Genomic DNA, 22,077 nt, shown 5'->3' on the forward strand with positions numbered 1-22,077 from the left:
CTCGGCCGGGGGCGGTTAACGTGACAGCTCTCGTCTTCTCAACGGCGAAGGTCCTAGCGGTATAGCGAGGCAGGCGTAAGATCTTGTCAGCGGAGATCTGGCTGGTCATATAGTCCGCTCTCTTCGGCAAGGTCTGCATGCGACAGAAACTGCTCTTTCTTACGGGCGGTCGTCTCATCTTGTCTCAACTTACCCGACGAATTTCCCCTATGGGGCAGGCGCCGATCTATCCTATAGGGCTGAGACAATCGGTGTGCGTGACCAGAGATATCCAGGGCAGAATAATTGAAATGAAATTTTTCACTGAAGAGAAAAAATCGGGAATAGCGGAAAATGTTTTGCTGTCCCTGTTTATCATGCTGGGTCTTTCTCTCGTGTTTCTGTCCAGATACGGATTTTCTGACGATTTCTCAGTGATCTATTATCACTATACGTCGCCGGGATGGGGCATACAGTGGGAGGCAATGTCAGGCCGTCCGGTATATGGCGCATTGCGTCAGATGATGACCTATACGATCGGCAGTGTATCCGGATTTTCCTGGTTCCGCTTGCTGTCGGTCATCTTCATCGCGCTCTATGCCGTCCTGTTTTGCAGCTATCTGAGAAGAAACAACCTGTTCAATTCGCTTTATGAGCGCATGACAATTGCAGTCGGTATCGCTTTTCTCCCCGCGATGCAGATATACGCAGCATGGGCGATGACCTACCCGTTTGCGCTTTCTCTTTGTCTGGCATTCCTGTCTTTTCTTGCTGTCAGCACAAATAGAGGAAATAGAAGAGTAAACGAGGGTCTGGGCTATGTTCTTCTGACGCTGAGTTTTTTCATCTATCAGCCCTCCGCGATGATCTTCGTCTTTTTCGTTTTCTTCTTGGCGTTTTTCGACCCGTCCAGAAAACTCAGTGAGATCATCAGATACGGTCTCATTCTTGGCGCTGCCATGGCGACTAATTTTCTCTATGTGAAAATATACACAGCCTATTTCGGGTCGACCGGAAGAGACGGGTTGGAGCATCATGTCTTCCACAAGATATTGTGGTTCATAAATAATCCGGTCGCGCAGTCGATCCAGAACTATAATATACACCGCTCTACGCTTTATGGTGTCTTGAGCGCCCTTCTGATTTTATATGGCATCTGGTACACACCGAGAAAAATCGGATTTCCGACCAAGATCGTTCTGGTATTCGCGTTTTGCCTCGCAATCTATGCGCCAAACCTCATCGTTGCGGAAACGTCTTCGCCCTACAGGACGCTGGTCGGACTGGAAACGATTTTCGTTGTGCTTTTCTTCAATGGTCTGTTCCACATCTTCCGTGCGAATTATCGCTATGTGTTCCCATTCGTTGTTTTTCTGATCGTCTTTTCTGCGGATTTTAATATCGAGCACTATATCATCGCGCCACAGCAGAGACAGATGGCCGAACTCGCTCAGGCCCTGAAGTCTGTTCCTCATGGGCAGCCGGTCGATTTCGACATACGGGATGTCGATAGCGCTGCCTATTCCCGCTTCAGGCGCTTCGAGTTTGGTGGTCTTTCCATCGACAACAGCTGGACTCCCAAGGGCATGGCGATGACGGTCATCAGGAACAGCCATCTGGACGATATAAAGCTGACTGACGGTATCCTCGTCTCCAGCCCGGACACGAAAGGCGTCTATTATCTGCGGATGAAGCTTATCAGGAATCTTGATTACTAATTTTTTCTCCCGTCCCGCTTGTCGCGAGGGCGGTACTGGACAGGTCAGCGTCGGTTGTCAGCGGGTCATCTGTGCCAGTCGCAGGATATCGGGAGTGTCACGTCCGTTATCGCCGGTCAGAAGAAAAGAGGCCCGGCGTTCGACCGCGCCTCCCTGACCGTCTTCCACCCTGACGAGAATATCGACGCTTGTGCCATGGGCCTGACCCGGCTGGAGCGGGGGCAGCGGAGCCATTCCCGAACGGGCGAGGGCAGCGCGGGCGACAGGGTCTGTCAGAGGCAGGCGGAGATCTTCTGTCTGGGTCAGGGAGAGATGCGGCAGCAGACGGTCGAGCAGAGGCGCCGTCATGCCGGGCACGAGTGCGAGCTCCTGAAGAGACTGGAAGGGCGCATGAGGGGGCCGATAGGAGAGGCCAGCGCCCAGAAAGCGTTTCTGCTCATTCGGGTCGTTGTTCTGACTTCTGCTGCGCCATGCGACGATATCGCCAGCAAGCGCGTCGGCTTGCGGAGGTGTCGCGCCGCCTTGTTGCAAAAGCGCAGCCAGCAATGGGCGTGGCGCTATGTTGGGGTTGATGCGGCTTGCCTGTGACTGCACCCTGATCGTCAGCTTCATGCCATCCTGCATCAGTGTGTGCGGGGTACCATCGCTGCTCCAGCGGTTTTTCTCCGGGCCGAGTTCGTGAAAAACACCGGTCCAGATGCCCCCCTCTGCAACGCTGTCCATCTGGGCCGTGCGGCGTAAAAGCCGCGTTTCACGCAGTTCCGACCCTGCGCTGGCCAGAATCATGGCTACGAGAAAAGACAGCCCGGCCAGCGTCCAGAGCGTAATCAGCAGCGCAAAACCGCCCTCGTGCTTCTTTCGTATGGCGCTCAATGATCCAGCCTGAGGCTTTCGCGAATGCGCTTTTGCGGGTCCGCACTACCCGTGCCATGCATCGGCGTCAGCTCATTGGGCACGTCGGCAGCATTGGGGTGGGTGTCGCGCAGGTCTTCCATCAGATCGACAGCCTCGCGCTGGTCATGGATGACATGCGGTGTGATCAGGATAAGCAGTTCTGTGCGCTGACGGCTGTTGTTCTGGGTGCCCGCCAGAAAGCCGAGCACGGGGATATTCTTGAGCCATGGAATGCCGCTATTGGCCCGGCTCGAGTTCTCGGTGATCAGTCCGGCAAGGCCGACTGTCTGGCCGTCCTGAACCACGACGCGTGAATTGACCGAGCGATCATTGAAGGTGGGGTTTGCAGCGCTGCTGCTGTTGCTTGCCGCATTGGCACTGACCGAACTCACCTCTTGCGAGACATCGAGCGTTACCAGCCCGCTCTGGCTGACATGGGGGGTCACTTCCATGATCACCCCGGTCGGCTGATAGGTAAACTGGTTATAAACGGACGTGCCGATCGTGCTCGATTGCGACCCGATCTGCACCGGTACGAGCTGACCTACCTGAAGACGCGCTGCCCGGTTGTCGAGCACCATGAGCTGCGGTGAAGACAGCACATGCACGGTGGTGACATTCTGCAGCGCGTCAATTGCAAAAGGCGCGCCACCACCACTCGCCCCACCGATGATGAAGCCGGGCAGGGTATGGCTGAAAGCCGCCGTCGCCAGCGTGCCTGCCGTGATGCTCTGGCTGTTATTGCTCAGCACACCATTGATGCCACCGGATTTGAAAAAGAACTGTGTGCCATATTGCAGCGCGTCATTGAGCTGGACCTCGGCCACGACCGCATCGATACGCACCTGAAGCGGCATGACATCGATACGCCGCAGCATCTGGTCGACCTCGTCACTCTCCTGATCGGTAGCGAAGACGAGAATGGCATTATGCTGTGCGTTGGAGAGAATACGCAGCGTATCGGTGTTTTTCTCACCATTGCTTCCGCTACTGTCCAGCCCTCCCAGAAGAGGGTTGTTCAGCGCCGCCTGCTGCGTGCTCTGGCCCGTAGTCTGTCCAAGCCCTGTCGTGGCATTTCCCCCAAGGCCGGTCGTACCCTGATTGCCCGTAAGACCGCCTGCGAGCCCCGTCGCGCCCCCAAGCCCTCCTGTGCCGCCGCCTGCACCGCCACCTACGGCGCTCGACATGGCACCTGTGAACCCCGTCTGCGTGTTCTGGCCTGTGCCGCTGGTGCTGCCAGGGGGCAGGGCCGTGACATTCTCGGGGGTAAAAGCCTGCTGCAGCGTGTAGGTGACATCATTCACGCTTGAATTCTGCACATAGAAAATATGCCAGCTGCGGACGGTCGCGCGCCTGTGACGTTCGATCAGCGCAAAGAGGCGTCTGGCATCCTCGATGTAGCGTGGCGTGCGCGAGACCACGAGAACAGCATTGACGCGGCTCAGCGGCAGAACCTGCACGAGTTGCGACAGGGAGTTGTTGGTGCCGTGCAGAGCGCTTTGCAGAGCCGTTGCCATGTCTTTGGCGTTGCCGGAATCGACAGGCAGCAAAGCGTAGGATTGTGCGCTCAGCCAGTCGACGTCAAAAGCCCGGATCACCTCGATCAGCGCGTTGCGTGCCGAAGGGTCGCCGCTCACGAGCAGCGCATTGCCGCTTTCGACCGGTGTGACACGCGCACCGTTCTGCACGAAAGGCTGCAGGGCGTGAGCCAGATTGCTGGCCTGGGCATAACGCAGGGCCACCATCACCTCGCCGCCCATCGAGAGGCTGTCTGCCATGCCCGCGACCGCGCCTTGCGCTGCGCCCGGTGCCGACTGGCTGGGCACTACGCGATAAAGCCCGTCGGAATGAATCAGAACGGCATGAACCTGGGACAGCAGAACCTGCAGGGCGGGTAGAATCTGCGCATTGGTCAGAGGCTCGCTGGTGCGCAGCGTAACCTGCCCTCTGACAGCCGGATCGATGGCATAATTGACGTGCAGGATATCATTCAGGATCTGAGCGACCGCGTCGCGGATATCGGTATCGGCAAAGTTCAGCGAGATCTGGCCGATACCCGTGGTGCTGCCCGCAACCGGCAGGCTGGGGAGTGCCGCCCGACCGAGGCTGGTCTGAGCCTGTCCAGGTGTCGTGCCCTTTGTGAGACGTCCTTCAGAGAGATCCTGCGACAGGCCTGACAGAGGCAGTGGGCCGCCGAGCGGCTTGACCTTTGGAGGCCCCTTGTCGCAGCCCGACAGACCCACAAGCATGACGGCACAAAGCGCGGTGCTTGATACGAAGGTGACAGCGCGCGCGCGGGAAAAGCGAAAACGGGAGAGAGCGCGAGGCTGGAAAATCATTGCGGCATACCTGGTGGAGCGTTGTCGAGAGAAGAGGCGGGCGGAGCGAAATCGGGCTCGGGTCGTGGGGCGGGTTGCGATGAAGGGGCAAAGGGAAGCGGGTTTGGTGCGGCATGCTCGGTACGCTCACGGTCGGGGCGGAGCACTCTCTCGCCATGTCCGTCCCTGATGCGTACGGCGCCGTTTTCGATTCCGGTTACCTGCCACGCCCCGATGACACCGTTCACCGGCACGACGACCCCGCGATCGCGGCCCGGAAGCATGAAGATGGCACGCTGCGGGCCGGTGCCGTCGATAATGGCCGAGAGACGCGGCGTACCGGCCATCATGGCAGTGCTTGGCGGCGGCCGTCTTGTCGGGGTGAAAAGCGGGCGGGCCAGTATCTGCTCCTGCCGGGTCAGAAGTGTCTCGACAGGGGCTGGCGGCGCAGCGAGCCCCGGCGTCGTCTGGAGGCCCGCCAGAAGGAAAAGCAGCCAGAGGCGGTCAGGGAAACGCATCATGGGGCGCTGCCTTTCTGTGCTCCGGTGTCGCGGCGATAGGCAAAGACATTCATGTCGCAGCTCATGCTGTCAGGCGCAGCGCCTTCGCTTTCTGCTTCATGCAGATGCAGATGCAGCGCATCGCTCACCATGGCCGGTGTGCTGGTTTCAAATGACGTCAGCACATGCACCAGCACCGCATAGGGCGCGGTCAGGGTGATATGCAGCCCGATGCGGCGATAATGCCCGTCCCTGACCGGAGTGAGGGTCTCGGTGCTGCCCAGATCGGCCCCCTGAGTGCTGGCGATCTTCTGCACCAGATCCTGCAGATTTGCGCCTGCAATGGCATCACTGCTGCCCTCGATCAGGCGCGAACCCTCTTGCGGGAGACGGGCTGCGGTCAGGCGCAGATGAGGCAGGATCTCCTGCAGATGGCGCATGCGCTCGAGTGTCTCCTCTGCCACTGCGATGCGGTGCGCGCGTGCCGCATAAAGCCCGAAGACCGGGCCAAGCGCGACGCTCCAGACCAGAAAAAGAGCGATCACCAGCAGCGCGCAGGCGAGTATCTGCCCGCGGCGGCCTTCGGGAAGGGACGAAGACGATGCCTTCATGGAGTGGCGCCCTCGGGTCTGCCGCTTTTCGGCGTGTCGATATCGGTCCGGATCGAGAACAGGCTGGCATTCTGGCCCGAGAGATGTGTCACTGGCGCGATGAAGGCGGGATTATGGAAGAGCGGCGTGCGGCTCAGGGTCTGAATGAGGGCGGTCGGTTCCGAGGATTGCCCGCTGATCAGCAGCTGCCCCTGTCGCAGGCTCAGATCGGTGAGATAGGAGCGGTCGGAAAGAGCATTGGTCAGTGCCGCCAGAATAACGAGAGGATCCCCCCAGCGCTGGCGCGCCTGATCCATGATCCTCGCTTCTGCCTGATGGTCTTCGATCTGGCGTCGCAGGGCGCTCGCCTGCCGGGCGGCAGGACGTAAGGCGGCCATTTCGGCGTCAAGGCGGTTCAGACGCAACGATTGCTGCCAGAAACCGAAGGTTATCAGCACGACGAGCATAAGGGCGCCGCCTGCCCATGCCAGACGGCGCGGGTCTGAAAGGCCCAGACGCGCTCTTCCCCGTTGGGGCGAGAGCAGGATCTGTTTTGAGCCGCTGGCGTTTTCGAGCCTGTCCGGGTTGCGACCAAGCGTCGAAAGCGGCGCCAGAAGCGGTTCGATAAGCGCGCGTCTGGCCAGAGAAAGGCTGAGCGTGACGGTCTTCTGGGAGGGATCACGATGCGTCACCGCATGGCTCCAGAAGAGCGTTTCGGCAGGGAACGGGGTGAGGCGATCCATCTCGAAGCCCAGCACGGTTTTCAGGTCGTTTTCTGCAGCCAGAGGTAGGGTCACGCTGCGCTGCATGATCTGCGTTTCGGGAAGGATCATGATCAGCCGCGCCGGTCGTGAGGCTTTTTTCAGGGCGTTCTGACAGCGTGAGCGCGTCTCGTCATCTTCCGCGTCAGAAAGGCCCAGCCTGCCCAGAGCCATGGTCTTGCCGTGAAAGGAGAGGGTGAGCGCGAGATGGTTCTCCTGTGGCACAGCAGACAGGACCGGTCGGGCAGGGATGAAACGTGTTTCCCTGAGGCGCTGCGGGATCAGGGAAAAAAGCTGACGCCCCCACCAGAGCAAGAACATACGCAGTGTCATGAAGCGCCGTTCTTTGCGCTCATGGCATCGGGTCCAGCAGGGGAGCCGCGACGATATCGGGCCAGTGACGTGGATCGCCTTCTGCAAAATGCAGGCGCAGCCGCACAAGCTGGGGCAGTTTGTTGCCGTACCATGTCGTGTTCCAGTGTCCGTCTGAGTAGTAGCTGCAATCGAGGCCCGTGAGGCCCTCAAGCAGGATCCGGGTGCGAGGGGGCGGGGTAGGCTCGATCACGTGTCGGTGAGGTGTCCAGATCAGCACAAGCCGGTGTGCCTCATCAACAGAGAGTCGCATGTTCGCGCGCGCTTCAGGACTGTCATCCAGGGCGTGCGGTGTCGGGCCGCGCAGAACCAGACCATGCGCCCTGCCCACGAAGAGCGGCCCTTCCTGCCCGGCACCGGGGTCGGCAGTGGCGATCAGCTGGCGCAGAAACCGATCGACAGCTCCCAGATCGCCCTGTGCCGAAAGAGAGGTGCGTTGCTTCTCGAAAACGCGCGTGGCCGCATCGAACCCCTGACGCAGGACCAGCATGACGATCGAGAACACGACCAGAGCGATCAGCATTTCGAGCAGGGTGAAACCGACTTCCTTCTGGCGGCACCGGTTCATGACGGTGTTTCCGGGGCGCCGAGGCGGAGCGTGGTGAGGGTGAGCGCACGACGTCCTGACCCGGTCATCGGGTCAGGCCAGGATTCCGTCACGGCGACATGATAGAGCACCATACCGGCAAGCTGTTGCTGCGGTATCATCACCACCTTCCAGCGAAAGCCGCTGCCATCTTCGCCGCTCTGCTCATGAGCCCCCAGACGCATGCCATGGCCTATGGCCGCCATATGCGACTGCGCGCGTGACAGCGCCTCATGCGTGGCATTGGCCAGGTGAGTGGCCCCCACCCCATCGAGCATGCCGCGATAGAGCACGCCAAGAGACAGCATGACGATGATGAAAGCGATCAGCACCTCGATCAGGGTGAAGCCTGCCTCGTGATCTGGCATCTCTCTCATCCGCCACGGGCCTCTACCGCGCCGGTCAGCCAGTTGACTCCCAGGGCAATCCGGTTCGGCCCGTCGACAAGCGTCACGACCGGGCCGGCTGCGCTCCCATCGGCATAGAAGACGAAATGGCTCGACGTGACCGGAAGATAGCCGATTTTTGGCAGGGCATGCGGCACAGTGCCAATAACACCATAGTTTTGCCGCGCCGGGTCGATGCTGAAGATCTGCGTCTGGCCGGAATAGAGCGCGCGCATATGCGCCTCGCGCAGACCCGAAGCGAGTTCGCGTGCGGCGCCGCGCAGTTCGAGACGGGCAGAATGGGAGGGGCCATGTGCAACCAGCAGCGCCCCAAGCGCCGCCATGATGGCGAGCACAACCAGCATTTCCAGAAGGGTGAAGCCGCTCTGGGCATGGTCTCTACTGTGCAAGATCGTTCAGGCTCAGCATGGCAAGCAGAAGCGAAGAGACGATACCGGCAACCATCAGCCCCATGACGATGGTGATGGCCGGTACGAGAATCGCCACGAGGCGCTGTATGGCGATCCGGGCCTGTTCCTCGTGGATATCGGCCGCACGCAAGGCCATGGGGCCGAGCTGCGCTGTTTCCTCACCGAGCTGCAGCAGATGGATCAGCCTGCGTGGAAAGATCCCTGCCCGGTCGAGCGTGGCCGACAGTCCTGCCCCCTGCCGGGCGCTGTCTGTTGCAGCATCAATGGCCGCAATGGCCGCCCGATTGCCCAGAGCCTCGCGCACGATGCCCAGCGCCGTCAGAAGTGGCACGCCATTGACCAGAAGCGTGCCCAGAATACGCGCCAGACGGGCCGCCAGAATTTCACGGCTCAGCGCCCCGAGGCCTGGCAGGCGCAGGATCAGGCGATCGATCACGCGCCTGATCCCGGGGCGAGCGAGCAGCAGCCGTGCCACCAGCGCCAGAAGCCCGATTGCGATCAGGCCGAACACGCCATAATGGCCGATCAATGCACCAGTCTCGGTCAGGAGCCGTGTGGAGGCAGGCAGGGCGACGCCATTCTGGGCAAAGAGTGGCGTGAATTGCGGCAGGACCTTTGTCAGCAGCAGCGTGACCGAACCGATGGCGGCAAGGGTGAGAATGGCCGGATAGATCATGGCCGATTGCACGGTACTGGCCAGGGCGCGTTCGCGTTCGAGCAGTGTCGCCAGACGCTCCATGGTGGGCGCCAGATCGCCCGTGGCTTCGGCAGCCCGCACCATGCCGAGATAAAGTCTGGGGAAACTTCGGGGTGAAGCGCCCATCGCCAGATGCAGGGCGCGCCCGTCTCGCAGCTGGTCGCGCACGGCGTTCAGAACGGTCTTCTGGCGTGCGCCCTGTGCCGTTTCGATCAGAAAACGCAGGGCACGGTCGATATCCTGTCCGGCGCCCAGCATCACGGCGAGTTCACGCGTCAGTATGGCCAGTTCGCCGCGTGTCAGGTCGCGCCGAGAGAGAGAGAACGAAACGCCGGAGAGAATTTGACTCAGTCCTGTCGGGCGTGCCGGGCCGAGCGTGACCGGGATATGACCGAGCCGGCGCAGGGCAGCGATCGCCTCGGCTTCGCTCCGGGCGTCGAGTGATCCGCTCAGCAGGGTGCCTTGAGAGTCTATGGCCTTGTAGGCGTAGTCCACCACGCGTTCAGACCGTGGCGCGGACGCTGCGCGTCACGTCTTCAAGCGTGGTTTCACCCGCAAGCGCTGCCCTTAGACCCGCCGTGAAAAGCGGCTCCATTCCGGCCGCGACTGCGGCGCGCTCTATGGCCAGATGATCGGCGCGCTCGAAAATCAGCTTTTCGATGGCTTCATCGGGTTCAAGCAGCTCTGCGATGGCAAGACGACCCAGATACCCCGTCTGTCGGCAATGCGGGCAGCCTGTCGCCTGATAGAGGGTGATTGGCGCGGCATTGGAGAGCGCGCGCAGACCCAGACGGTCGATCAACGCGTCGGGCGGTGCATAACCTGTTTTGCAATGCGGGCAGAGTCGTCTGACCAGACGCTGCGCCAGAACGCCACGCAGCACGGCGGTCATGAGATAGTCTTCCACACCCATGTCACGCAGGCGGATCACGGCGGCAGAGGCCGAATTCGTATGGAGCGTGGACAGAACCAGATGGCCGGTCAGTGCGGCCTGCACCGCAATCTGCGCCGTCTCGCCATCGCGTATCTCGCCCACCATGATCACATCAGGGTCCTGACGCAGGATGGAACGGAGCAGGGCTGCAAAACTGAGGCCGATCTGGGGTTTGACCTGCACCTGGTTGATACCGGCCAGTTGGTATTCGATCGGGTCTTCGATCGTGACCAGCTTGCGTGTGACGGCATTGAGATCGGTCAGGCCCGTATAGAGCGTGGTGGTCTTGCCAGAGCCTGTGGGGCCAGTGACGAGCACGATGCCATTGGGCAGGGCCAGCAGGTCACGCAATCTCGCGACAAGTTTGTCGGAAAGGCCGAGTGTCGCATAGTCGAAGCGCACGCTGGAGCGGTCGAGCACGCGCAGGACGAGTGTTTCGCCATGAAGCGAGGGGATGGTCGATACACGGAAATCGATTTCATGGCCGCGTACGGCAAGCTTGATACGCCCATCCTGAGGCAGGCGCCTTTCGGCGATATCGAGCCGCGCCATGATCTTGACGCGCGACAGAACGGCCGGAATGAGCTGCGCTGAAAGCGTCTCGACTTCATGAAGAACGCCGTCATAGCGATAGCGCACACGCAGCCTGTCTTCGAAGGGCTCGATATGAATATCGGAGGCGCGTGTCTCGACGGCGCGGCTGATGATCTGGTTGACGAGGCGTATGACAGGGGCTTCGGAAGCGAGATCCTTCAGCCGCTCGGCATCGTCTTCGAGGGGTGCCTCATCCTGGGTGTCGCTGGGGGGTTCGGCTACGTCTCGCGGGTAGAGGCGGTCGAGCGCGGCCTCAAGTTCGAGGGGGAGAGCGACATGGGGCGCAATCGTCAGGCCGGTTGCGGCTTCGAGTGCGTCGGGAGTGAAGCTGTCGAGTGGGTCGCGCATCGCAAGGCGCAGCGTATCGCCCTCGACGCCCAGAGGCACGACATGGGCGTCGCGCAGAAAACGCGTCGAGAGGGTCTCTGACAGGACCGGTTCTGGCGGGTAGTGTGCAGCAGAAGCCTGAGGCAGGGCCAGCAGCTCGGCATAGCTTGCCGCCATGAGCCCTTCTGACACCAGACCGAGCTGGAGCAGGATATGGTCAAGCCGACCGCCACTTTGCTCGGCAGCGCGTTCGGCGCGTTCTATGGCGCGGCGATCGCAGCGTCCGGTTTCGACGAGCAGGGCGGAGAGGGCATCGAGTGCCTGGTCAGGCATAGGCGAGGCCTGAGGTCTCGATCAGCCATCCCCCCCAGAGGGCCAGAGAAAGACCCGGGCCGAGCGGGATTTTCATGGCGCCTTTCAGCCTGCCTTTTGTGCTGATTGCCGCCGCGATGAGGGTCATGATGGCGGCGGAACCGATGATTTCGGGCAGAAGAAGAGGTCCCAGCCAGCCGCCCCCTGCAGCGATCAGCTTCGCATCGCCACCGCCCAACCCCTCGCGATGGCGCAGCGCACGGTAAAGCGTCGCCAGCCCCTCGAAGACGAGCCATGACAGCAGGGCTGTAAGGGTGTGGATGTGAAAATTCGTTCTGCCCTGAAGGGCTGCAAAGAGAAGACCGACGCCAAGAAGGGGCTGGGTCAGATAATCAGGCAAGGTATGGCTGCGCAGATCTATGGCCGCCAATAGCAGCAGCACCCATCCGAATAGACAGCCCTGTGCCATGATGTGGATCGGGCTGTTGCCTGTGGGGTCGAAATGCGTTGCCAGATCGGCGCTTCCGGCGACGACCAGGGCAGCGACTTCCATGAGCGGATGGAATTTGTCGATCGGCGCCTGGCACTGGCGGCAACGGCCTTTCTGCACGGCGTAGCTCACGAGCGGGATGAGTTCGCAAACCCTGAGCACGCCATTGCAGAACGGACAGCGCGACCGGTTGAAGAATGGTGACCGCCCTTCGGGCAGGCGCCAGGCAAGCACACCGAGGAATGACCCGATAAAGGGGGAGGAGATGACGAGCGATGTCGTGATGGACGGCAAGGCGATCATGGCGCTCTCACGGATTGCAGATCATTGAGGAACGGTCATTGGTGATGTTCTTCGCGCCTCCTGAACACAGATCGTACTCATGATTGGGACGTTCGGAGGGGGCTGTGTAGAGATAGGGATGATGCCACGGGTCCTTGGGTTCGGCGCCATCCTTCAGATAGGGGCCATTCCAGTTTTCGGCGCCCTGCGGGCGCTCGATCAGGGCATGAAGCCCTTCTTCGGTGCTGGGATACGTGCCCATGTCGAGACGATAGAGATCGAGAACCTCGCCCAGACGCTGGATGGACTGATGCGCGACCGAATTACGCGCGCCACCAAGCTGGCGCAGGGCTGCCGGCGCAACAAGCCCGATCAGCAGGCCCAGAATGGCAATGACAACCAGCAATTCGAGCAGGGTGAAACCTGCTTCTTCTGTCTGGGGCTTGCGGCGGGTTTTTGGCGCCTGCGCCTTGCATGAATGTGCTAGCGTGCGGAAAAAGCGCATCAGAATCGATCCCGATATAAAAAGGAAGGGCCATGGCTGTTGCCTATGCCAGCTGCATGATTTTCGTTGCGTCTCTGTACCACTTGCCGCCTCGAATCCTGCCTTCCATCCTTGCGGTTGAAAACGGTCAAAGCGGCCTTGTGCATCATAACAGTAACGGAACGGACGATCTGGGCCTGATGCAGGTCAATACGCGCTGGCTTGAGCCGATTGCGCAGTTTACACATGCTGCGCCCGCGATCGTTTACCGCCGTTTGCTGACGCAGCCCTGTTATAATATCAGTGCAGCGGGCGCGATCATGCGTCTTTACCTGAACGAGACCCATGGTGATCTGATGAGGGCGATCGGTAATTATCATTCGCATACGCTCACCCTCAACCTTGCTTACCAGCAGCGCGTGCTTGGCTCGGCGCGGCGTCTTTTCCAGCCCCTGCATCCCTGAGTGCCTTTTCAGGGAGCCAGATCTGCAACATGCAGCGTGTCCGCAAGGGTGGGTGCGCCAGTGGCGAAAAGGGTCATGTCGTTGCTGTTTTCCTGCGGGAAAATCAGATCTGTCATGCGCAGGTCTCCTCCGTTGGCAAATAGCTCGACCGAATTGCGATCAACCACAATATGAAGCGTTATCGTATCGTTCCGTGGAGCCAGTTGGGCAATATGAACAAGGCTGAAATTGGACGAAAAACCGGTTTTTCCTGAATGTCTGCGGTCCAGGGTCAGGAGATGGGTGGCGAAATCATAGCTGATCCGGGTTCCTTCCTTTCCGTCTGCCGACTGTCGTAGCACGAGCCCCGCCTTGCCTCTGCCTGCGCTTTTCAGAGTGACGGCGATATCCTGCACACTGCTCTTCATGGCCAGATGCCAGCTTGCCCCGGCAGCGAGACGCCGTGCCGTAAAATTCCGGCCCGGATGCGCCTGCGCGAAGTGCTCGTATTCCGGCGCGGGGTTCTGCTGAAGGGTGATCGCGCCATGGTCGCTGCGCAGCGAAAGACTGACGGGCAATGTCATCTGGCCTCGCCAGGGTGAGGTGGGCAGCTTGTCGGCATAAGCCCAGTTGCTCATCCAGCTGATCAGGCGCGGGCGCTGATCGGGGGCATTGGCAAAGCGTATGGCAGCATAATTATCGGCTCCATGATCGAGCCAGCGATAGGCTGCGGGGTCTGCGCCTTCCTGTGGCAGATTATCCGGGGTGAATTTTGTACCGTCGAAATGGCCGACGAAATACTGCACACCCGACCCGCCAGCGATGCTCCAGGGATTGACGCTGACAATCATGACCCAGCGTAGATCGTGGTCATTGCCGTCGAGAGGCAAGGGGATGAGAAGGGGCATTTCCCATAGCATGCCGGGCTTGCGATAGCCCGAGGGCTGGAAGTCGCTCAGGAAATCCCAGTGCAGCAGATCGGTCGAGCGGTAGAGCTTCACGACCTGCGCGTCGGCGACCACGGTCGTCATCACCCAGTATTTTCCGGGGGCGTACCAGATGACGGATGGGTCACGAAACTGACGGGAGTCAGGATGAAGCGTGAGAACCGGGTTGCCCTCATGAGGCACAAAGGAACGTCCCTGATCGGGACTCAGGGCGACAGACTGGGCCTGGGTTCCATCGGGATGGGCGGGATCGCCGCTGAATACGGTGGTGTAAAGCGCGAGCAGAGGGGGAGAGGCCGCCGTGCCGAGGCCCGAGCGATTGTCGCGGTCATAGACGACCGACCCCGAAAAAATATCATGGCCTTGTGTGGCGGGCAGGGCGACGGGCTGCTCCTGCCAATGGAGCAGATCGGGACTGGTGGCATGACCCCAGGAGGTATGTCCCCAGACCATGCCGTCCGGGTTGCACTGATAATAGAGATGCCATGTGCCATTGAGAAAGAACGGGCCGTTCGGGTCGTTCATCCAGTGGGCGGAGGGCGTGTAATGCAGGGCTGGTCGCCAGAGAGCCGTATCGGGCAAGGGATCGGTCGCTGGTGCCGCCTGTGCCGGAGCAATCGACAGGGCGACAAGGGCCAGTGGCGCAGCGAAACTGCGGAGCCGCCTTGCGATAATCCGTGTCGGCTTCAGCGTGAAGGGTGGGAGAACGGAAGCAAGCCGCAGCATCGTCACCTGCCAGGTCGAGGGAAATAAGGTCTGCGCGTCGTAACGCGCAGACCGGGCTCGAGGTTACTGGCTTGCGTTGAGGAAGGAACGCATGCGCGTGTTGGTATCCGCACTCAACTGGGTCTTCTGGCTGATCAGATCCTGAATGAACCCGACGACATTGATCGCGGCGCGATTGGCCGAGATGTCGCCATAGCCACCGAGGCCGTTATTGCCATAGCGCGTATCGACAACCGAGGCGTCGCCCCGCAGGCGAACCTTGACGGTGGGTGACAGCGCGCCGCCACGACGGCCTTCGACGGTATCGATGAAGGACTCCACGAGCCCGTCCGGCATCACGTAATGCGAGTAGGACTGGAAGGCGCGCGGGTTCTGGTTCGGGTTGGCGTCGTAATCGGTGCCAGCCGCCTCGTTGAGGTCGGTCGGGTTGCCGAGCATGAGGCCCGAGCCATAATTCATGGGCTGGAAGTCGCTGCGGATGCCATTGCCGACAAAGCCATAGACACCGTCAGGTCCATCCACGCCAGCCGCATAGGTGGTGCGATGGCTGATCGTGAAGATGTAATATTTGCCGTCCTTGATATACATCTGGGGACGTTCGGTCTGGTCATTCACGCAATTGGCGGAAATCAGCGGCGGCAGGAATTTCCATTTCGAGAGTGAGGAATCCTCAGCGACTGCCAGGCCGATATTGGCCTTCTGGTAATAGGCGCCGGTCGAGAGTACCTGCTGCACCGTTTCCGCATGCGGATCATTGGTGCGATAGCCGAGGTCTTCTGCCGTGCAATCAGCCGTGCCGCGCTGGCCAGCCGTATTGCCCTCGAAGACCATGTAGTTCACGCCCGGATGCTGCGGATCTTCAAAGGTGAACGGGTCGCGGAAATTGTAATACGGGTTCTGTGCGCCGTTCTGATAGAGGACGCCATCAGGGCGCAGCAGCGGCGTATGGGTTGTGAAGCCCGTAAACCAGACATGGTTGAAATCGGCATGAATCTGACCAAGGCTCTGGGTGATCACTGCCTGCGAGGGCGTGATGTCCTGACCTGCCGCATTCCGGTTGAAGGCCATGTCCGTATAGAACAGCGAAACCTTGTTGCTCGTGGGGTCAAGCAGGCGCATCGAGCCTGACCATTCGGCTGTGATGGTGTAATCCGTGCCTGCGAAGACCTGCTCCTGCGCTCCCTCAGGGATCAGATGGCCACCATAGATCCAGCCACCATTGGCCGGGCGCCGACTGGCAGGAACACCGGCACGGCGATAGAAATAGCCGATGCGGGCATGGGTATGACGATCGTCGAAGCCATAACCCGCATTCTTGTCAGCGGTCAGGCAGAAAATGACTTCCCAGCCATTATAGCTGAACTGGTTGGCCTTCTTGTCGATGAGCGTCCAGGTGTCCCAGACCCATACATCGGGGTTGGTTGCCGGGAAATCGGCCGGGACATCAGGCATGACGAGTTGCTGCGGCAGGGAGTTCTGGCCGGCGGCGACTGACGTGTCGGAATGCGCCTTGATCTGCATGGCATCGGCACGGGTCCATTTGGCCGTGAAGCTGTCCTGCGGGTCATAGGCTTTTTGCGAGTGAACGGTCGGAAGCGGAAACCCGGGGACGCCATTGAGGGAACTTCCGGGAAAAAGACGACCACCATGGGGCATCATGCCGGGCCGTGGCGCCACGCGTAACGATTCACGCAAGGCATCCGGGCTGATCTGTGCGCGTGCCGACTGGCCCGCAAATGTTGCGACCGTGGAACCGGCAAGCAACAGGGTGAGCAAGGATCGCGTTCTGGTTTTGTTCGTCATTTCGCCCTCGAAAGTTGAGATTGTCCGGCGCAGGCGTTCTGCGAAGTCGCAATGAGGGAAGGGATGATTATTTCTTGGTCGCCAATGATCCCGGCCGTTCATCGCCTAGAGACTTGATCACGATTCCGTTATGAGAGTCAATCGCACTTTAACGACAGTTTAATGGCAAAAACCTGACGGATTTGAGGCGATAAAAGGCGGCGTTTATAATCAATGTTACTCGTGATATGGCGAGATATATTCAGGAGTGAGTCTCACTTATAGAAAATTCGTTTAATTTATTTAAAATAACGATATAAATAGTATTTTATAAATTTCTGTATTTTTTAGAGTCATCACGTGGTTAATCGTTCGTATTTTTTGCAAAATGAAACCAAGAACAATAGTGAGTATTTTTGTATTCTCTTATTTACCATCGCTCATTATCGATGGGGATATCGTCATATCTCGGGTCTTCGGAGCATAATTCATCCTTTGCGTAGTTCTTTCCTGAGGGCGAGCCGATTCAGTGCCTCAGGATCCCATTTTCCCACCTTCTAGGGAATGCATCGGCGGCCTTGCCGAGCAGCCAGGCAGGCATTCCCGTCTCCGTTGGGCGTTTCCAGCTCGGTCGGAATGGCGAAATGGATGCTTGTTCAAAGTCGGGGGTAGGCTCGCGCTGGTGACGCAGGCCTTCTGGCAGTTTGTGCGTTGCGTCGGCTTGTGAAGAGCAACGAAAGCGACGACGCGGAATGCCTCGCATGCGAGAGACGATCGGTTTCGATGGGGGGGAGTGTCCTTGTCTCGCTAGAGGGGCCTGGAGCTGATTTGTCCCGACTTTTGAATCGGGAGTCGACTGAGCAACCCCATAACCGGACGTTCCATATCCCAGGAGGGATTACTTCTCTTGCCGGGATGGAGGGGCAGCGTTTGCTGCTTCGTGTCTGCGCTGCTTGTAATGTCTGGGATATGAAAAACACACAAACCTAAAATATGGGTTTCACCTCAGGTCTCGGCGAACCTGTGCGCCTCTCGAGCGTGTAGGGCCTACGGCGGTGCAATCATGACTGCCGCTGGGGGGAATCCCGCTATGAATATTCTTGTTCTGATTGTGATCGTACTCCTGCTTCTTGGCACTTTCGGTGGTTATGGCGGCTGGTATGGCACGGCCTGGACCGGCTATGGCGCAGGCGGTGGTGTCGGGCTGATCGTTCTGATCTTGGTGATCCTGATCCTGATGGGCAGGCTGTAAGATCTGCCATTAACGAGAGAGAGATTTTTTTGATTTTCCCTCCGTCCCGGTTCTCGGTCACGCTTGATGACCGCTGGCCGGGGCGGGCTCGATCCAGCCTGAAAGGGCGAGTACCCTGCATTTGGTGGGGTTGATCTGAACGCAAGTGCAGGGCAGCTCCGCATCTTCGCACTGGCATATCGCATCATCTTCTGCTTTCTTCTGCCCCCGATTCGGGATTTCGCGTGATCTTGTGTTGAAAAGACCCTGAGGCGAATTCTATGAAATCAGGGATAAAACACGTTATGGAACAAGTAACGGTGAACATTCAGCGGGGCAGATCTGATGGCAGGCGAGACAATAGCAGAGAAACCGTCCATTACTGACGTGGCGGGGGACGCGCTGCGTCAGGCTCTGATCGGCACCTGGGAGCTCATCGCCTATAGCGTCGAGGAGCGCGATACGGCCTGTCTGGTTCCTGCCATGGGTGAGGCACCGCGTGGGCGTGTCATCTTTACCCAGGACGGATGGGTCGCCTTCAATCTGGAGGGGGAGGGCAGAGTGCCTGCCCGCAACGATGCCGATCGCGCCGCCCTGCTCCAGACGCTTGTTTCGTATATCGGTCGCTTCCGTATTGAGGGTAATGCCTGGATCACCCAGATCGAGACGGCCTGGGTGCCTGAATGGGTCGGGTCCGAACAGAAGCGTTTCGTTTCTCTCTCCGGTGACATCGCCAACGTCACCACGCCCTGGCGGCACATGCCCAACTGGGCGCCAGAGAAACTGACCCGCAGCCTTATCCGCTTTCGCAGGATTGCCTCATAGGGATAGCCGCGCGCAGCGTCTTTCGACCCGTGGGTCGGCTTCTAGAGTCTTGAACGCGGCGTCTTGAGCTTGATAACATAGGCGATGACAGCGGCGACCGGTTTGAAGAATTCCGGCGGGATTTCGGTATCCAGCGGCAGGGCATAGAGACCCCGGGCCAGTGGGGGGCTGTTGACGATGGGGACGCGCGCGTCCTGAGCGGCTTCCCTGATTCGGGCGGCCAGCTCGTCTGCCCCTTTTGCTACAATCTTGGGGGCTGCGGCTTCCGAACTCTCATATGACAATGCCACGGCGTAATGGGTCGGGTTTGTGACCACAACCGTGGCTTTCTTGACGGACTGGATCATGCGTTGGCGGGCGCGGCGCATACGGATCTGGGCCCGCTTTGCCTTGATCTTGGGGTCGCCATCTTCCTGTTTTGTTTCGTCCTTGATGTCCTGATGGCTCATGCGCAGCTTTTGCAGGCGGCTGTAGCGTGTCCAGAGTTCATCGAGCCCTGCGATAAAGGCCTGCACCAGAAGAATGATGAGTGTCGCATAGGTGAACCACGAAATCATCTCGTAGGTCAGGCGACGCAGGGTCCATCTTTCGGCCTCGGGGGCAATATGCAGCGTGCCTGAGGCGATGGTGTAAAGCACGATGCCGAAAATCAGGAATTTTGCCAGGCTTTTGAGTAGCTCGATCAGGTTGCGCATGCTGAACACGCGTTTGAAACCAGCCAGCGGGGAAAGCCGCGTGATATCGGGCGTCAGGGCCTGTGGCCTGAACAGGAACTGGGTCTGGAACATGCTGAAAACGATAACGACCACAAAGCTGACGACCACCAGAGGGGCCATGAGGAGAAACCCCTCATTCAGGGCCTGACGGATGACAAAGCCGATCGAGGCCATGTCGTCGATGGGGGTCGAGAAATGTTCGATCAGGCCGTGCATATGCGCGACGAAGCGTGTGGCCGATGCGGCGCCAGCCAGGGAAAAGACAGCAAGAAAGGCTCCCAGAACGAGCAGCATCTGGGTTTCGCGCGATTGCGCGACATTGCCCTCTTCTCTTGCCTTGGCGAGGCGTCGCCCCGTAGGGGCCTGTGTGCGATCTTCGCTGCTGCTGTCCTCAGCCATCAGAGCGTCGCCGCTTCGCCGGGCGCATCAGTGCGGCGCATGAAGACCCGGAAGTTCCGAAAGGGATTCCTGCATACGTTCCTGCCAGACGCCCGTGATCACCTGGATCAGCAGGGCAATGAGCAGTACGCCGCCGAGAAGCTGGGCGGGCATGGCGATGCCATAAACCTGGATGGAGGGCATCAATCGGTTCAGCACCCCCAGCATGGCGGGCCATAGCGTGCCGATCAGCACGAAAGGCGCGGCATACTGAAAGCCCAGCTTGAAGCTCAGCGCAGTGGTGGTGACGATTGCCTTGGCCATATCGTTGAAAAGTGGCGTCTGGCCGGGAGGAAAGACGTCATACGAGCCGGTCAGCGCCGCGAGGGGGAGAACATATAAGCCGGTCGAGAGAAAGAGAACGGGAATGAGAGACGATGCCATATGGCTGATGGCGGTACTCGACGCGCCAAGATCGGGGTCTGGCTGCAACACGCTCGCCAGCCCGGTGAAGGTGGCGATGAACTGCATGGCAATCACCAGCGACATAGCCAGCAGACGCGCAATGAGACCAATGAAAATACCGACCAGCAGCTCCTGGCCGACTGTCACCACCAGCAATGAGGGATTTGTCAGTATCGCCGTGGCGATGGGCATGAGATGCGGTTGCTCGACCGGCATGATCAGAAGCGATACAGTGAGCGCTACGCCCGCACGCACGACCATGGGTGAAGAGCTTTCTCCAAAGCCCGGTGCTGTCATGACCAGAGCGCTGACCCGGCACAGGGTCAGGACGAACAGCGCAGAGAGAGCGGGCAGGGGGAGATCGGTCACGGTGCAACCCTCTGGTGCGGTGTCGAACCAATCATGCTGGCTCGCCTCATGATCCCCCGGCGATAACCATCTGATCAAAGATGAGCATGGCATAGCTGTGCAGCGTTGCGTAAAGAAACGAGCTTGTCAGCATGAGCGCGGCTGTAGCGGCAATGAATTTCGGGACGAAAGAGAGTGTCGCCTCATTGACCTGCGTGACGGCCTGGAAGAGCGAAACCAGAATGCCGGCGGCAAGAGAGGCCAGAAGCGACGGCGCGCCCATCTTGACCGCAACAAACAGGCTCTGTTGCAGAATTTCGTGAATATCGACCGAGGGCTGCATCGTGGCCCTGTGTCAGACAGACATCTTCATGATGTCCTGATAGGCCTGTACAAAGCGGTCGCGCACCGTGGTGACGGTCTGCAAGGTGAGTTTCGCCTCGGCGACCGAGGTGGCGATATCGGTGAGATCACCCCCGCCGGACAGGCCGGTCGCTGCTTTCGTTTCCGCAGTCTTGCCGACCTGGATCGCATTTTTCATCGCGTCGCCAAGCACATTGCTGAAGCTGGTCACGCTGTCTTCTGATTCTGCGCTCTTCGCCGTCGGGTTCAGATTGGTCTGCAGCGTGCGTTGCGTCTGGCCATAGGCGTTCAATGCGTCGAAACTACGGGTCATAACGTCACTGATCATGGGCCTGCACCGGATTTATCTTGGATTGTGACGATCAGGGTCTGTCGCCTCACGCTGATGTTCGTAACGTGATCCAACCGGTCGGGCAACCGGTTTCATATTCTCAAAAAAAATTTTGCACTGCGCGTTGATACGTCGTCAGATAATGACGCTTTTTAAACACATCCTGTGCAAGAGCCCTTACTGCAAGGCTGTATTTCCAATACGATCGTGCCATGTGGTTACAAACGATAATCGAGGGGCGGTCGGGTGCTTGAAACGCGAAAATTTCAGTTGCGCGCGCGCCTTGCCGCCAACGCCGTGATTTTTCTTGCAGGGATGGCCCTTGCAACACCTGTGGGGGCGCATGCGGCTACGGGAGAAGGCACCACTTATCATGGCAATGGAGACAGCATGCGGTGCCCATCCGGCATCGTGCGTATTGCAGAGATCCAGACCTTTGTGCAGAATCCGCAACCGCATGCTGACCCTCAGCCGATAGGATCCGCCTCTGTTGAGGTCTGCGCTGACAACGAGACGAAGTATATCGATATCGTAACGCGTGGTGCGCCTGATGACGTTGCCAATAATGGGCAACAGGGCCACAAATCGGGGGTTGATGGGACGATTCAGATTCATGGTCGCACGGCGCAGCTGAACGCGAATATTTATATTCCGCTGAGTGACGCGGATTATACGCAGTGCGCACGTCAGGATGACAGCGGGCAGGACGGCAGTTGCAAGCCCCATGCGCAGGTTGTCAGTTTTACTGGCACCTGGGTTTTTTCTTTGGGGAAATGGGCGACGTTTAGAACGGGCGCCGATTCGGCTGGCTCGCCTGTCGTTATTGCGGCGCGTGTTCTGAGTGGGCCTGTGGAATAGCTTTCCGAA

The 22,077-nt window shown here is 59.4% G+C and carries 23 protein-coding genes; 5 read left to right on the forward strand and 18 right to left on the reverse strand.

The window, feature by feature from the left end; translation table 11 throughout:
- The first annotated feature begins 338 nt into the window (after window positions 1-338).
- Window positions 339-1,697, forward strand: coding sequence for a glucosyltransferase domain-containing protein (locus IEV53_RS10885; protein ID WP_188426803.1), 1,359 nt, complete (start codon window positions 339-341; stop codon window positions 1,695-1,697).
- Window positions 1,698-1,754: 57 nt separating this feature from the next.
- Here the strand turns inward: IEV53_RS10885 and IEV53_RS10890 are convergent, their stop codons facing one another.
- The 12 genes from IEV53_RS10890 to gspG are packed head-to-tail and all read right to left on the reverse strand — an operon-like array spanning window position 1,755 to window position 12,676.
- Window positions 1,755-2,570, reverse strand: a complete 816-nt coding sequence (locus tag IEV53_RS10890) for a type II secretion system minor pseudopilin (protein ID WP_188426804.1) — start codon at window positions 2,568-2,570, stop codon at window positions 1,755-1,757.
- Window positions 2,567-4,930 carry a type II secretion system secretin GspD gene (gspD, locus tag IEV53_RS10895; RefSeq protein ID WP_229719829.1) on the reverse strand — a complete coding sequence of 788 codons (2,364 nt, stop codon included), beginning with the start codon at window positions 4,928-4,930 and terminating at the stop codon, window positions 2,567-2,569. Before gspD ends, IEV53_RS10890 begins: the two co-directional genes overlap by 4 nt.
- Window positions 4,927-5,430 carry a general secretion pathway protein GspN gene (locus tag IEV53_RS10900; RefSeq protein WP_188426805.1) on the reverse strand — a complete coding sequence of 168 codons (504 nt, stop codon included), beginning with the start codon at window positions 5,428-5,430 and terminating at the stop codon, window positions 4,927-4,929. Before IEV53_RS10900 ends, gspD begins: the two co-directional genes overlap by 4 nt.
- Window positions 5,427-6,020 carry a type II secretion system protein GspM gene (gspM, locus tag IEV53_RS10905; protein ID WP_188426806.1) on the reverse strand — a complete coding sequence of 198 codons (594 nt, stop codon included), beginning with the start codon at window positions 6,018-6,020 and terminating at the stop codon, window positions 5,427-5,429. Before gspM ends, IEV53_RS10900 begins: the two co-directional genes overlap by 4 nt.
- Window positions 6,017-7,093: a PilN domain-containing protein gene (locus IEV53_RS10910; RefSeq protein ID WP_188426807.1), complete on the reverse strand. Its 1,077-nt coding sequence runs from the start codon at window positions 7,091-7,093 to the stop codon at window positions 6,017-6,019. The genes gspM and IEV53_RS10910 overlap by 4 nt, the downstream gene beginning before the upstream one ends.
- 19 nt (window positions 7,094-7,112) lie before the next feature.
- Window positions 7,113-7,700: a prepilin-type N-terminal cleavage/methylation domain-containing protein gene (locus IEV53_RS10915; RefSeq protein ID WP_188426808.1), complete on the reverse strand. Its 588-nt coding sequence runs from the start codon at window positions 7,698-7,700 to the stop codon at window positions 7,113-7,115.
- Entirely contained in the window at window positions 7,697-8,086 is a 390-nt protein-coding gene (locus IEV53_RS10920) for a type IV pilus modification PilV family protein (RefSeq protein WP_229719830.1), read from the reverse strand. The genes IEV53_RS10915 and IEV53_RS10920 overlap by 4 nt, the downstream gene beginning before the upstream one ends.
- Before the next feature lie 5 nt (window positions 8,087-8,091).
- On the reverse strand, window positions 8,092-8,514 hold the full coding sequence (locus IEV53_RS10925; protein WP_188426810.1) for a pilus assembly FimT family protein: 423 nt from the start codon (window positions 8,512-8,514) through the stop codon (window positions 8,092-8,094).
- Window positions 8,504-9,730, reverse strand: coding sequence for a type II secretion system F family protein (locus tag IEV53_RS10930; RefSeq protein ID WP_188426811.1), 1,227 nt, complete (start codon window positions 9,728-9,730; stop codon window positions 8,504-8,506). The genes IEV53_RS10925 and IEV53_RS10930 overlap by 11 nt, the downstream gene beginning before the upstream one ends.
- Before the next feature lie 4 nt (window positions 9,731-9,734).
- Complete coding sequence (locus IEV53_RS10935) at window positions 9,735-11,420, reverse strand: GspE/PulE family protein (protein WP_188426812.1); 1,686 nt, start codon at window positions 11,418-11,420, stop codon at window positions 9,735-9,737.
- Window positions 11,413-12,192: a prepilin peptidase gene (locus IEV53_RS10940; protein WP_188426813.1), complete on the reverse strand. Its 780-nt coding sequence runs from the start codon at window positions 12,190-12,192 to the stop codon at window positions 11,413-11,415. Before IEV53_RS10940 ends, IEV53_RS10935 begins: the two co-directional genes overlap by 8 nt.
- 7 nt (window positions 12,193-12,199) lie before the next feature.
- The gene (gene gspG, locus IEV53_RS10945; RefSeq protein WP_188426814.1) at window positions 12,200-12,676 is read right to left on the reverse strand and encodes a type II secretion system major pseudopilin GspG; all 477 of its coding nucleotides are present in this window, start codon (window positions 12,674-12,676) and stop codon (window positions 12,200-12,202) included.
- A 32-nt stretch (window positions 12,677-12,708) separates the two neighbouring features.
- On the opposite strand from gspG, the gene IEV53_RS10950 reads away from it, so the two are divergent.
- A complete protein-coding gene (locus tag IEV53_RS10950) occupies window positions 12,709-13,119 on the forward strand; it encodes a lytic transglycosylase domain-containing protein (protein WP_188426815.1) in 411 nt (136 codons plus the stop codon).
- A gap of 8 nt (window positions 13,120-13,127) precedes the next feature.
- Here IEV53_RS10950 and IEV53_RS10955 read toward each other — a convergent pair whose 3' ends face one another.
- Window positions 13,128-14,771 carry a glycoside hydrolase family 32 protein gene (locus IEV53_RS10955; protein ID WP_188426816.1) on the reverse strand — a complete coding sequence of 548 codons (1,644 nt, stop codon included), beginning with the start codon at window positions 14,769-14,771 and terminating at the stop codon, window positions 13,128-13,130.
- A gap of 63 nt (window positions 14,772-14,834) precedes the next feature.
- Entirely contained in the window at window positions 14,835-16,574 is a 1,740-nt protein-coding gene (locus tag IEV53_RS10960; RefSeq protein ID WP_188426817.1) for a glycoside hydrolase family 68 protein, read from the reverse strand.
- 1,069 nt (window positions 16,575-17,643) lie between these two features.
- On the opposite strand from IEV53_RS10960, the gene IEV53_RS10965 reads away from it, so the two are divergent.
- Together IEV53_RS10965 and IEV53_RS10970 are read left to right on the forward strand one after the other, a co-directional pair.
- The gene (locus IEV53_RS10965) at window positions 17,644-17,805 is read left to right on the forward strand and encodes a DUF3309 family protein (RefSeq protein WP_188426818.1); all 162 of its coding nucleotides are present in this window, start codon (window positions 17,644-17,646) and stop codon (window positions 17,803-17,805) included.
- 324 nt (window positions 17,806-18,129) lie between these two features.
- Window positions 18,130-18,609, forward strand: coding sequence for a lipocalin-like domain-containing protein (locus tag IEV53_RS10970; RefSeq protein ID WP_188426819.1), 480 nt, complete (start codon window positions 18,130-18,132; stop codon window positions 18,607-18,609).
- Window positions 18,610-18,650: 41 nt separating this feature from the next.
- Here IEV53_RS10970 and IEV53_RS10975 read toward each other — a convergent pair whose 3' ends face one another.
- The 4 genes from IEV53_RS10975 to IEV53_RS10990 are packed head-to-tail and all read right to left on the reverse strand — an operon-like array spanning window position 18,651 to window position 21,207.
- Window positions 18,651-19,724, reverse strand: coding sequence for an EscU/YscU/HrcU family type III secretion system export apparatus switch protein (locus tag IEV53_RS10975; protein ID WP_188426820.1), 1,074 nt, complete (start codon window positions 19,722-19,724; stop codon window positions 18,651-18,653).
- Between the two features lie 27 nt (window positions 19,725-19,751).
- Window positions 19,752-20,537, reverse strand: coding sequence for a flagellar biosynthetic protein FliR (locus IEV53_RS10980; protein ID WP_229719831.1), 786 nt, complete (start codon window positions 20,535-20,537; stop codon window positions 19,752-19,754).
- A gap of 46 nt (window positions 20,538-20,583) precedes the next feature.
- Window positions 20,584-20,859, reverse strand: a complete 276-nt coding sequence (locus tag IEV53_RS10985; protein WP_188426821.1) for a flagellar biosynthetic protein FliQ — start codon at window positions 20,857-20,859, stop codon at window positions 20,584-20,586.
- 12 nt (window positions 20,860-20,871) lie between these two features.
- The gene (locus IEV53_RS10990) at window positions 20,872-21,207 is read right to left on the reverse strand and encodes a flagellar hook-basal body complex protein FliE (protein WP_188426822.1); all 336 of its coding nucleotides are present in this window, start codon (window positions 21,205-21,207) and stop codon (window positions 20,872-20,874) included.
- Window positions 21,208-21,456: 249 nt separating this feature from the next.
- Between IEV53_RS10990 and IEV53_RS10995 the strand changes: the two genes are divergently transcribed.
- Window positions 21,457-22,068, forward strand: a complete 612-nt coding sequence (locus tag IEV53_RS10995; protein ID WP_188426823.1) for a hypothetical protein — start codon at window positions 21,457-21,459, stop codon at window positions 22,066-22,068.
- Window positions 22,069-22,077: the final 9 nt, after the last annotated feature.

This window comes from Asaia siamensis, assembly GCF_014635085.1.
Lineage (GTDB): Bacteria > Pseudomonadota > Alphaproteobacteria > Acetobacterales > Acetobacteraceae > Asaia > Asaia siamensis.